10 protein-coding genes are annotated in these 12641 nt (G+C 49.9%); 7 read left to right on the forward strand and 3 right to left on the reverse strand.

The annotated features are described in order from the left end of the window. Nucleotides 1-199 precede the first annotated feature (199 nt). Nucleotides 200-661, forward strand: a complete 462-nt coding sequence (locus AC27N8_RS32635) for a hypothetical protein (protein WP_487073412.1) — start codon at nt 200-202, stop codon at nt 659-661. Between the two features lie 194 nt (nt 662-855). On the opposite strand, the gene AC27N8_RS32640 is transcribed toward AC27N8_RS32635, so the two are convergent. Then, nucleotides 856-3624 carry a tetratricopeptide repeat protein gene (locus tag AC27N8_RS32640; protein ID WP_487073414.1) on the reverse strand — a complete coding sequence of 923 codons (2769 nt, stop codon included), beginning with the start codon at nt 3622-3624 and terminating at the stop codon, nt 856-858. Between the two features lie 283 nt (nt 3625-3907). Between AC27N8_RS32640 and AC27N8_RS32645 the strand changes: the two genes are divergently transcribed. After that, nucleotides 3908-5515, forward strand: a complete 1608-nt coding sequence (locus tag AC27N8_RS32645) for an alpha-amylase family glycosyl hydrolase (protein ID WP_487073416.1) — start codon at nt 3908-3910, stop codon at nt 5513-5515. 107 nt (nt 5516-5622) lie between these two features. On the opposite strand, the gene AC27N8_RS32650 is transcribed toward AC27N8_RS32645, so the two are convergent. Continuing rightward, entirely contained in the window at nt 5623-5955 is a 333-nt protein-coding gene (locus tag AC27N8_RS32650; protein WP_487073418.1) for an ArsR/SmtB family transcription factor, read from the reverse strand. A 198-nt stretch (nt 5956-6153) separates the two neighbouring features. On the opposite strand from AC27N8_RS32650, the gene AC27N8_RS32655 reads away from it, so the two are divergent. Further along, complete coding sequence (locus tag AC27N8_RS32655; protein ID WP_487073420.1) at nt 6154-7368, forward strand: MFS transporter; 1215 nt, start codon at nt 6154-6156, stop codon at nt 7366-7368. 87 nt (nt 7369-7455) lie between these two features. Here the strand turns inward: AC27N8_RS32655 and AC27N8_RS32660 are convergent, their stop codons facing one another. After that, nucleotides 7456-8616 carry a GntR family transcriptional regulator gene (locus AC27N8_RS32660; protein WP_487073422.1) on the reverse strand — a complete coding sequence of 387 codons (1161 nt, stop codon included), beginning with the start codon at nt 8614-8616 and terminating at the stop codon, nt 7456-7458. A gap of 186 nt (nt 8617-8802) precedes the next feature. Between AC27N8_RS32660 and AC27N8_RS32665 the strand changes: the two genes are divergently transcribed. The 4 genes from AC27N8_RS32665 to AC27N8_RS32680 all read left to right on the forward strand — a co-directional run bounded on the left by AC27N8_RS32665 (nt 8803) and on the right by AC27N8_RS32680 (nt 12567). Next, entirely contained in the window at nt 8803-8994 is a 192-nt protein-coding gene (locus AC27N8_RS32665) for a hypothetical protein (protein ID WP_487073424.1), read from the forward strand. 221 nt (nt 8995-9215) lie between these two features. After that, nucleotides 9216-10115, forward strand: coding sequence for a carbohydrate ABC transporter permease (locus tag AC27N8_RS32670; RefSeq protein WP_487074798.1), 900 nt, complete (start codon nt 9216-9218; stop codon nt 10113-10115). Between the two features lie 119 nt (nt 10116-10234). Beyond that, on the forward strand, nt 10235-11125 hold the full coding sequence (locus tag AC27N8_RS32675; RefSeq protein ID WP_487073426.1) for a carbohydrate ABC transporter permease: 891 nt from the start codon (nt 10235-10237) through the stop codon (nt 11123-11125). Between the two features lie 83 nt (nt 11126-11208). Continuing rightward, complete coding sequence (locus tag AC27N8_RS32680) at nt 11209-12567, forward strand: ABC transporter substrate-binding protein (RefSeq protein WP_487073428.1); 1359 nt, start codon at nt 11209-11211, stop codon at nt 12565-12567. Nucleotides 12568-12641: the final 74 nt, after the last annotated feature.

The following is a 12641-nucleotide window of genomic DNA, read 5'->3' on the forward strand; positions in this document are numbered from 1 at the left end:
TGACACTATGAGATGATGGATAGGCACATTCGTGCTGAATTCTCTGCTTAAAAAGAGTGTCATCTATAAAAGATAATTTATACGATATTTCAGATAAAGTGTCACAAAGGTGACAGATGGTTGTCATGGTTAAAACCGGTATGCATACCTATACTTTCAATAGATAGTTTTTAGAACAAGAAAGGTAAGGATTCAGACATTGAAAAAACTCTTTCTATTATCCTTTATTGCAACGTTATTGGTAGCTCTGGCACTGTTTTCACCTATCGCCATTGGAAATGCCTCAGCACATGCCAGAGCAGTGCAGCCACAATCTTCTGTTAGTCACTCTATCCAATTGCAGCCGCTAAACACTTCTGTCTACATTTGGGGAACTAATGTTAATGGCCGATATTTTTCCTCATCAGGCCCGTTTACTCCATGTTTTTACTATCCATCAACTAATTGTAGTGTTCTCACGCATTTCAGCCGGCAATGGGTAAGTGCCCTATGCCAACAACAAGGTGAAACTGTTACAGCTGAAGGCATTACTAATAACTGGTGGTCTTTGATCTATTCATCAAGTCTCCAGCAATATGTATGGGTGAGTAACATTTATATTCGAGGCGGACAAACAATAGATGGTGTTCCTTACTGTGAATTTAGCGTAACTCCATTGTAACTTTTCTTGAGGTGATGTTTCACTGAGCTGCGGCCTTGTACCGATGTTTATTGGGCACGCGAACTAATAGTCGCATGTTCTTTGCGCCTGATCGCATACTTTTACTGGTGTCTCTCAAAAGTATGCGATCAGGCGCATTATTATGCCACTGAGCTGCTAAAGGGAATAGCGATAAGTATGAAGATATGCAGGCTTCAAGAATTTTTAGCAGTACTACTGATATCTTCTTGTTGAGCTATTACCCAGAGCAATTTAGAATAGGCCTTTTGCGTTATCATGGCCGTTGGATGCTGTACTCCAAAGATCTGTTCTTGGATTGCCAGTGCACGTTGATACAGGATTGATGCTTCCTGGTTTCTGCCTTGCCCTGCACGAAAAACAGCGAATTCAAAGATTATATGTGCTGTATCAGGATGCTGTAACATCAGATGTTTTTCACGAATATGTAAGGCTCTCTGGAATGATACTCCTGCCTGTTCCTCCATATGCAATTTTTGGTAAAGGTCAGCTAATCTAGTGAGAGGATAGATTGCGAAAGGATGTTCAGGGTCCAGTGCTTGTTCAATAATAGCCAGGCTTTTCTTGAATAGGAGTTCGGCTTGCACATATTTGCCTTGCGTGCTATAGAGTTCAGCCAGATTATTGAGGCCGAGGGACGTGTCTGGATGCTCAGGTCCTACTGTATGCTCCCAGATCTTTACAGCTCGCAGGAGTAATGTCTCTGCCTCTGTATACTTTTTGTTCTTCCTATAGAGAGTGGCTAAATTGTTAAGTACCAAAGCGACCTCAGGATGCTCTTGCCCTAACGTCCGTTCGCGGATATGCAATGCTTGTTGATATAATGGTTCTGCTGCTTCATATTTGCCTTGTTCAGTATAGAGAGTTGCAAGATGGTTGAGTACTGAAGCAACTTCTGGGTGCTCCGGTCCCATCTCCTGTTTGCGAATATCTAAGACCTGACGATACAATGGTTCAACTTGCTCGTATTGTCCCTGTCGATAATAGATGCGAGCTAATCCCATCAGTGGCTCTGCGGCATTGGACGGTTTCAATCTTAGCGCTTGTTCGTAGATACCTGTAATCTTTAGGAAGAGCGACTTCGCCTGTTCGTATTGTCCCTGTCGATAATAGATGCGAGCTAATCCTATTAATGGGTCTGCTCCATCAGGATGTTCCAGTTTTAAGGCTTGTTCGTAGGTATTTGCAACCTTTAGGAAGAATGACTTTGCTTGCTCGTATTGTCCCTGTCGATAATAGATGCGAGCTAATCCCATCAGTGGCTCTGCCATATCGGGATGTTCTGGCCCCAATACCTTTTCATAGATATGTATCGATTGTTCATACAACTGTGTCGCACGCGATATTTGGCCCGATTTCTTATAGGTTGTCGCTAAATGGTTGAGTACGGCGGCCACATCGGGATGCTCCGGCCCTAACATCTGTTGGCGAATATGCAGGGCTTGTTGATATAGCAATGCCGCTTGCTTATAGAGGGCAGACACTTGTAAATAGGTGGCAGTCCGAAAAAGCAGTGATGATGCTTCCGCACATGAGAGTTGGTAGTCCTGGATCAATCCATAACATGACTGCGCTTGAGGGAGGTAGTTGCGACAGCGAGTCCATGTGCTTACCTCAACATACTCCGGGAATAATGCATTAATCGCCTGGACAGCTCTTTTTGCCCATTGACACTGTATCTCTCTTTCCATAGTTTCCTTGAGTACTGCTTGCACCAGGCAATGGATGCGTAGTACCCCGGTTTCTGGATAGCGTTGAATTAAGGAAAACTTACGCAGTTCTTCAATGGCTTCATTTAATTTAAATCTGTTGGTTGCTATGATACTTAGAACAGGACCAAGGTACATTGCCCCTTCAATGATAAGATCTTCTGGGATTGTGTCCGGCTCCAGAAAGCCGCACAGGCGTAGAAGGTCTGCTGCTGCAAGGTTGGCTTGTTCGACTTTCTGAAACGAGAGAGACCAGGTTGTTGCTACTGATTCGGGATGAGCCGCTGGGAGGTGACCACGTCGTTGAAGGAGTTCTTTCCGATGAGCTTGATAGAGTTTCAGGTATTCAGTGAGGCTACATCCAACCTCTTCGATGTATGCTCCTGCCTGATCGAGCGCGAGCGGGAGAAACGCTACTTCGAGTACGATCGCATTGGCGATGGCAAGTTCTTTTTCATCCATCATATCAAGAAATGTGTCAGGCTTAAGTAGTTTGGCCCGGCGGAGTAAGAACAGCGTTCCTTCAGCGAGCCCCATCGTCTCAACATCAATTCGTTGGGCCAGTGATCCCAGAGCTTGCGCACGGCTAGTTAGTAGGAGATGTCCTGAGTACTCGGTTGGGAGGATGTCGTATATCATCGTTACGTCATCTGCATTATCCAGTATCCAGAGCCATTCTTCATGTGTGGCGAACCATTGCTTCACTGCCTGAAGTGCTTTTTTTTGACCCTGCTCGTGGCGTTCGGGTAATTGCAAGAGATTCGCAAGCGTTACTATCTCAGCCTCTAGTGTCTCGCGTGTTGCTGCATTCATCCAGCAGATGAAGCGATAGTCTTGACGATACATATAGGCATATTCGAGTGCGATCTGAGTTTTGCCAATGCCGCCAAGTCCACTAATCGCCAGCGATCGTGTTGGGGCCATTGCGTGTTCCTGGTTAAGTTGTTCGTGAAGCGCATGAAGGATTTCTTTTCGTCCAGTGAAGAATGGATTGCGAGGATAGGGCACATTCCAAGATGGCGGATTGGGCGTATGCACTTTATCGTCTTCGAATAGCTCGTTGGGGCGAAGGCTGAAAAACTGGCTGAGGAGTAGTCGTACAGATGCTTGTGGAATGGCTTGACCTTGTTCCCAGCGCACGATACTCCGTGGAGAAACACCTACTGATTCTGCTAATGCTTCTTGAGTAAGATGGCGGCGCAATCGTTCCTGATGTAAACGCTCAGCAAAGCTCATAAATTCTTCCTTGCCTTTCTGCTTCTCTATTCTTAATTTGGAGCGTGTTAGAAAAAATGTTAATAAAGTGTTTGCGGAAAGAGATATGCTGTATATGATATTCACTATATAATATAAATGACGCTTAATTTGGGAAGAATCACTCATTCTTTTTCACATCCTGCATGAGAGAAAACCTCTCAGGTACCAATCTCTATGAGCTACTTGGTGCTGCTCAAACGTTGTACTGGTAGAAGTAAAAGCTTGTCAGTATTAGGTATTAGCTAAAAAGGTGATAGATTTTATGGCACAACTATTTTCGTGGTGGCAGACTGGAGTGATCTATCAGGTCTATCCGCGTAGTTTTATGGATGGGAATGGTGATGGCATTGGTGATCTGTCAGGCATTGAGCAGCGTCTGGATTATCTCAGCTGGTTGGGCATAGACACGTTATGGTTATCGCCGATCTATCCATCGCCGATGGCCGATTTCGGCTACGATATCGCCGATTATACCAATGTCGAGCCGCTCTTCGGCTCTCTGGATGATTTTGACCGCCTGGTGGACGCTACCCATCGGCGTAACATGAGGTTTGTGCTCGATTTTGTGCCGAACCACACCTCCGATGAGCATCCCTGGTTTCAGGAGTCGCGTTCGAGTCGGGAGAGTGCCAAACGTGACTGGTATATCTGGCACGATCCGGCTGTTGATGGAGGACCTCCGAACAACTGGACCAGTTTATTTGGTGGCCCGGCGTGGCAGCTGGATGAGTCCAGTGGACAATACTATCTGCATATGTTTGATGTCAAGCAGCCGGACCTCAACTGGCGGAATCCGCAGGTGCGACAGGCTATGTACGACGTATTGCGCTTCTGGCTGGAGCGTGGCGTGGATGGTTTTCGCGTCGATGTGATCTGGATGATGATCAAGGATGATCAGTTGCGCGATAATCTGGAGCGACCGCATTGGCAGCCGGGAGATCCTCCATACGCTCGCCAGGATGGTCGCTATACCGAGAATCAGCCCGATGTCCATCAAGTGATCCGCGAGATGCGTAGCGTGACCGATGAGTACGAAGATCGTGTCCTGATCGGTGAAATCTATCTACCGGTGCCACAATTGATGGAATATTACGGCCATAGCCGGGATGAAGTACAGCTACCATTTAATTTCCAACTTTTGGAATTGACCTCCTGGGATGCCCAAACTTTGCGTCAGTGCGTCGATGACTACGAAGCCGCCTTACCGCCAGATGCCTGGCCGAACTGGGTCCTGGGCAATCATGATCGCCCTCGGATCGCCAGTCGCATCGGACAAGCACAGGCACGCGTCGCACAGATGCTTCTGCTCACGCTGCGCGGCACCCCGACCTGCTACTACGGCGACGAACTGGGCCTGCTGGATACCACTATTCCAGTCAGCATGATCCAGGACCCTCAGGGTAAAATCAATCCTGCGCACAGCCGCGATCCCCAACGCTCGCCGATGCCCTGGCATCCAGGACCCAACGCCGGTTTCTCCGCACCCGATACCAGTGCCGCCCTCTGGCTACCCCTGCCTGATGACTATCAGAGCCACAACGTGGCCACCGAGCTCGCCGACACGCATTCCTTTTTGATGCTGGTCAAACATCTGCTCACCCTGCGTCGTGAGCATCCAGCTCTGGCACGTGGCAGCTATCGCTCGCTTGATCAGGTCCCGGAGGCATGCTTTGTCTATCTGCGCACATACGAGCAGAAACGCTATCTGATCGCCCTGAACTGCTCCGCTACCGAACAGACCATCGCGTATCCCCAGCTGGGAACTGGTCGCGTCATGCTCTCAACCCATCTCGATCGCACTGAGGTAACTGATCTATCCGCTTTCCATCTGCGTGCCAACGAGGGATGTATTCTGGAACTCGATGCTTGACAGGATGCATCTCGTCTACGTTTCTGCATCAGAGATATTGAGGATGTTTATAAGTCAATGCCTGTATTCCTGATAAAGGCAAAGCATTTCGTCTTCTGTGGGTACCTCTATCTGGCAGCGCCAATGGAGGTATCCTGTTCTTCTTTTGCGCAGGCAGCGAGAATGGAGTCGAGCAGGCCGGGGAAGCGTGCGTCAAGATCCTCGCGTCGCAGCGATACAAAGCACATCGTTCCGCCCTGCTGAGTCTGCGTCAGGCCAGCTTCGCGTAGCGTTTTGAGGTGATGTGAGAGTGTCGACTTGGCAACCTCAGACTCAAAGTTTTTAGCATTTAATACCGTTTTTTCAGCCAAATCTCTGACAATGCTCTGCCGGGTAGGATCGCTTAAGGCGAAGAAGATATCCGACAGCTTGATATCATCTCTGGCTGGATGATGCAACATCCTCACTTGAAATTCCTTTTTTTCTATGGTACAATCTCGATTGTTCGATTGTTGTAGAACAATGAAAATTACTAGGAGAGAAACAACGCGTTGCTTGACACATCTGGCGATGTTCTCTTTAATCCCTATTGTAGCACTTTTGGGAGCATAATTTCAATTGTTCGTAAAGAATGAAACGAATAGTTGAGGAGAAACTATATGTGGTTTCGTATTCTGGTGCTGGCGGTGGGAACCTTTGCGTTAGGAACTGACGCATTTGTAATTTCCGGCATTTTGCCTGATATTGCGCATCAGCTCAATATATCGGTTGATCTGGCAGGCCAATTAGTGACTGTATTTTCCCTGACCTATGCGCTGGGAGCGCCTGTGCTGGCGACGCTGGCTGGTAATGTAGGACGTAAGCGATTATTATTATTCAGCCTGGCTCTGTTTGTCGTGGCGAACGTGCTGGCGGCTGTAACGACCAGCTTTGCTATCCTGATCGTAGCACGAGTCCTGGCTGCAATCGGCGCGGCTTTATATACCCCCACTGCATCGGCGGTAGCGGTGGCCTTAGCCCCGGTTGAGAAGCGCGGGCGAGCGCTCTCGTTGGTACTGACCGGGATGACTGTTTCGTTGTTCCTGGGCGTGCCGCTAGGCATTGTGATCGGCTCGCAATTTGGTTGGCAGATGACCTTTGTGCTGATTGCGACCTTGAGTGCGCTTGCCCTGGTTGGGGTACTGACTCTCTTTCCGACTGTTGCCAATCCTCCAGCGGTTAAGCTGAGTACGCGTCTGACTCTTTTACGCAAGCCAACTGTATTTGTGACGTTGCTGGTCACGCTTGCCTGTATCTTCGGCAATTTTACCGTCTATACGTATCTTGGTCCCTTATTACAGCAGGTGACGCATCTGAATGGCGTTGGCATCAGTGGTATCTTCTTCCTTTACGGAGTGGTGGGTTTACTGGGGAACGTCATTGGCGCCTATAGCATCGACCGTTGGGGAGCTGTACGAACCATCGTGCCCTGTCTGATCGTAGTCGGGCTGGCGTTTCTAACGCTCTCCCTGACGGCCACTTCGTTTCTTACCGTGGCCGTGGCAATTGCCATGTGGAGCATCGCCGGAACAACGATCTTGCCTGCCCAGCAGCATCGTTTGATCACGTTGTCGCCGGAAGGGGCGGGAGTAGTTCTCTCGCTTAATAGTTCCGCGATCTACCTTGGCTCTGCCGGAGGGGCTGCTCTTGGTGGTCTGGTGCTGCGTTTTGCTCCACTGACCACCCTTGGCTGGATAGGGAGTGGCTGGGAATTGATTGCTCTTGTCGTGTTGTTCTGGAGTATCTGGTTGATAAACAGGGCGGTGCGGCGAAGCGATCAGCCGGAATATGCGATTGAAAAGGGTGATGAGGAGCGAGTCTATGAAACATTTTAAGTACAGATTTTTTTGAAATCCTTGATAAGAGGGACAGATTACCTATGAGGATCTGTCTCTCTTATGAGCGCTTCCGTCGCGCTATCCCTACTGTGACTGAGAGGAGAGCATGTGATTCTTAATTTTGAGTCTGGTCCCACAAGATTCGCGTACAACGAGCTGCGTGGGCAGTTCAATATGTCTGGGGGGACCGACGATCTTTCCCTCAATGCGATCCAGCAGTAGGTTGGCGGCCTGGATGCCGATCTCCTGGCGTGGCTGCGCGATCGTGGTGAGCGCGGGATAGACATGCGTAGCGTAGCTGACATCGTCGAAGCCGACGATCGCCAGTGCTTCGGGAATCGCAATCTGAGCGCGTTGCGCGGCGCGCACGAGTCCCAATGCAATATAGTCATTGACCGTAAAGATGGCGTCGGGTCGGCCCTTGCGCTGTATGTATTCATCGTAGGCATTGGGCGCTGGTGCCGTCGATAATGGAGCATCACGGAGTAGCATAAGATTGTCATCGTAGGGTAAATTATATGCCTGGAGCGCTTTCCGATAGCCTTTCCAACGGTCACGAACCGAGGTTGTCTCCAGGCGATCACCGGCTGAATAGCCGAAGCCAATCCGCAGATGACCGAGAACGATCAGATGCTCTGTCGCTCGGTAGCCGCTTTCGATGTTATCGACGCCGACATAATCGCTATCGATATCGCTCAGATAGCGATCGGTTAAGACATAGGGGATCTGTTGCTGCTCCAACTGCTTGATGGCTTCAATGTAGGGAGTATCGCCAGTAGGAAAAATGATCAGTCCAGCCGTACGCTTGCGCAGGCGATCGATAATTGTAGTGAGCTGTGTCGTATCATTGTCGACAAAAGCGACATTGAGATGATAATCGCGTGCTTTAGTAATCTGTTCCGCGCCCAGCAAAATCCCCATACTGAGCTCATCGGCAGTCGAACCACTCAAGATTAGCCCGATACTTTTCTCATGAGGAACCTCAAGCGACTCATCAGGGAGCGCAGGCACTGAGCGTACAAACGTCCCTTTCCCTTGCACACGTTCAAGCAGTCCCTCGGTGACCAGCAACATCAGAGCCTGTCGTACCGTTCCCCGGCTGATCTGATGCTCCTGAGCGATCTCCATTTCTGTCGGTAGCTGCGTTCCTGCTGGTAGAGCCCCACTGAGAATACGTTCTCGATAAAAAGACATGATTTGTGCATAGCGTAATTTTGCATGTGGTTCATTATGCGATGTTTGCACTATATACCTTCTTATTTTTTAGATGAGTTTTATACATAAGATGAAACGTCTTTCGCTGCTAAATTAAAAGATACATTTCATTGCGAAAATTGTCAAGCCATTTGTATAGACAAATTCCACTTGGTAGTAATGCTCTCCGATGTTGTACCTGTCAAGACTCAGCGAAATGTAGCTCGGCAAAGAAAGATGACCCCTTTGCACCAGGCGCACAGGCCAGCCGACGTAGCGGCGCGGCTCCGCCGTGCTGTCACTGGACGCACGACAACGTCCCACCGTGGGAAGATCGCGCAATGGAACCTCATGAGGAGCGTGGTCGGACGAGTCACAGACAGCACGGCGGAGCCGCGCCGCTACGTCGGTGAGCGTCTCCCCCATTAGGATGCGTGTCTCCAATGTGACATCGGTACGATGACCCTTGCCTGAGCACTACGTCGGCTGGCTTGGGTATTTGTGGGGCAAGGAAACCTCGTGGTGGGCCTGTGTATGTTCATGAATGTATAGACAACCATTGACAAATGCACATGTAAAATGTACAGTGTCTGTAAGAGGTCGAGGTTGACTTCATGATTGTATCTGCTAGGAGGCATAATTTGATTGCAATGAAACATACCCGCATGAGCAAGCGTGAACGCTCTAACCTGTTCAAGGGCTTATTATTTATCAGCCCATGGATTGTCGGCTTCTGCGCTTTTGTGCTCTATCCCCTGATCTACTCGCTCTTCATCAGCTTCACGCGCTATTCGGGTATTAAGCCACCTGTCTGGTTGGGACTCCAAAACTACGTGCGCTTGTTCACCGATCCCATTACGTGGCAATCGATCAACAACACCTTGTTCTACACGATCCTGGCCGTGCCGATAGGTATCGTCGTTGCCATCCTGCTTGCCATGGCGATGAATACCTCGGTGCGTGAAGTTCCCGTCTATCGAGCGGCTTTTTATCTGCCATCGATCCTGCCCATCTTCGCGCTCTCGTTTATCTTTATCGTGCTGGTCAATCCGCAATACGGCCTGGTCAACTCGGTCATGAACCTCTTTGGTGCTCCTACCACCAACTTCCTTGGAGATCCGACCAGTGCCAAAGTCGTAATTGTCGCTCTGGCGCAGCTCGGAGCTGGCAATGCTGCTCTGATCTTTTTAGCCGGTATCAATGGCATTCCCTCGACCTTATACGAGGCGGCTCGCCTGGATGGCGCTGGTCGCGTGAGACGTTTCTTCAGTATCACATTACCGCTGCTCTCTCCTGTCATCCTCTTCAACCTGATCACCGGTCTGAGCCAGGGATTGCAGGTTTTCACACCATCGTACATCATGACCCAGGGTGGTCCGAACAACGGAACGCTCTTTTACATGTACTACATGTATCAGAACGCCTTCAGCTTTGCCGAGATCGGCTATGCCTGTGCACTTTCGTTGATGCTCTTTCTCTTTGGAGTCGCATTGGCGTTGATTCTATACGCAATCTCCAGACGCTTTGTCAACTACGAGATCGTCGGCTAAAGGGGATGAAGATGCTGCACGTGGCGGCATCGAGATGATTTTCGACGCTCCTCCGCAGCTTTGAGTTCCTGACTGGAACATTGTGACGATGCGTGAGGATTAAAAAGAGAGAGGCAATTATGAAAGCAACTATTGATACACCTGTGATACAGCCAGAGATCCATCATCCGAGTCGTAAGCCCATCACGCTGCAAAAAGTATGGCAGCAGGTAGGGCCGCGCATCTTTCTGATCATCATGGCGATCCTGTTTCTGACGCCTATTTATTGGATGGTGATCAGCGCCTTGAAATCCAACGCTGAATTCGTGCTTTTCCCGCCGACGCTCTGGCCTGCGAGTCTCCAGTGGGAGAACTTTGCCAAAGCGTTCCAGACAATTCCTTTCGGCACCTACTTTGTGAACACGCTGATCATCACGATCCTGAGTGTGGTTGGAGCGGTCGTCTCGAACCTGATCATCGCCTACGGCTTCTCCTGCATCGAATGGCCTGGACGCGAGGTCGTCTTCTATCTTGTGCTGGCCACGATTTTTATTCCTTTCTCGCTTGTGATCATTCCGCAGTTTGATATGTTTGCTCGCCTGCACTGGATCAATACATTCTTGCCATTGATTGTCCCCACGTTTTTTGGTAGCGCCTTCTACACCTTCTTAATCCGTCAATTTCTGCTGCAACTGCCCAAAGATCTGCTTGAGGCGGCGCGTATCGACGGAGCCAGCGAATGGAATATCCTCTGGCGCATCGTCACGCCCATGGCGCGTCCGGCCATCGCGGCGGTTGCAATCTTTGCCGCCGTGGGAGCCTGGAATGACTTTCTGGGACCGTTGCTCTATCTCCAGGATGACTCGGTCCATACGCTCGCCATCGGACTTCAATCCTTCCGCTCGACGCACGACATTCAGTTCAACTTGCTGATGGCTGCATCGGTGATGGTCGTGATCCCGGTTGTGATCCTCTTCTTTGCCTTCCAGCGCTTCTTCATCAAAGGCGTCACCATGGGAAGCATCAGATAGGAAAGGCACGTGGCTACAACGATGTTGCGACACATTTGTTCTCTGAATGCACAGATATATCAAGGTTGAGGAAGGATTCAATTATGAAGCGACAACCATCTACGAGCAAGCTTATGCTTGCCCTGCTGGCGGTCCTGATGATCTCAGTACTGTTTGTTGGATGCTCGTCTGGCTCTGAGCCAGCGCACACGGTGACATTCTGGTCCTCGGATACAGCCACGCTCGATATGCAGTCCTATCAAAGAATCGTCGACGCGTTTGAGGCGGCTAATCCAGATATTCATGTCAATCTCGTTGGTCAGCCAGCGCAGGCGCAGGGAGATAACTCATCGATTGTCACCGCCGTGCGTGGCGGACAGCCTCCCGACGTCTATCTGACGGACCGTTTTACCGTAAACCAGCAGGCGGCCACGGGATTGCTGACAGATATCTCTTCCTATATCCAGAAAGACGACCCGACGCTCTCGCAGAGCTATCTGCCGTATGCCTGGAACGAAGTCCAGTATCAAGGGGGAGTGTATGGTATGCCCATGGATACTGATGCCCGTGCCTTGTTCTATAACAAGGATATGCTCAAGCAGGCAGGCATCGATCCCGGCGTCCTGGATGCTTCTCATGGACCGATTACTCTGGATACGCTTGAGCAGATCGCTTTGAAGCTGACCAAGACCGATGCTCGTGGCAACTATACTCAACTGGGCTTTGTCCCCTGGGCCGATGAGGGCTATGCTCTGACGTGGGCGCTTGATTATGGGGCCAATTTCTTCAATAATAGTAGCTGTCAGGTGACGGCAACCGAGCCGGCCATGATCAAGTCTCTGACCTTTTTGCACGATTGGGCCAAGAAGCTAGGATATCAGAAAGCCAACGCCTTCCAGGCGACCTATCAGCCGCCGAACGCGCCACCCAGCGAGACGCCCTTTTACACAGGTCATGTCGCCATGCAACTCAGCGGAACCTGGAATATCGCCTCTTTGAAGGAGTATGCTCCGAAAATCAATTACGGCATTACCTACGTTCCGGTGACTGAGGAAGGACAGAAGCCATTTACCTGGTCGGGAGGCTATGGACTTGTGATGCCGACCGGCGCTCAGAATCCCACCGATGCTTATCGCTTTATGAAATTCATGACCGGCTCTCAAGGCCAGAGCATCTACACAAAAGATACCGGACACTTACCAACCTGGGCCGCGTTGAATAACGATCCCCAACTGGTGAACGGGAGCATCAAGTTTTTTGCCGACCTGCTACCGCATTCAGAGAGTCGAGCACCGTTGCCAGCGGGAGCACAACTCTGGGCAGCACTCTATACGGCGCAGCAAGGAGTCACGATTAGCGATGAAACGCCACAAAGTGCCGCGCAACAGGTGCAACAGCAAGTTCAGCCTGATATGCAGCAATATTGTCCCTATGAGTTACAATGGGAAAGGCCTGCTCGCTGATAGCATGGCCTTCTGGCCTTTTTTGTAATCCATCGGGATTTTAATCGTTGTGATGGGTCCTGGGTTTGATGATA

It is taken from the genome of Dictyobacter sp. Z7_2, from assembly GCF_057551105.1.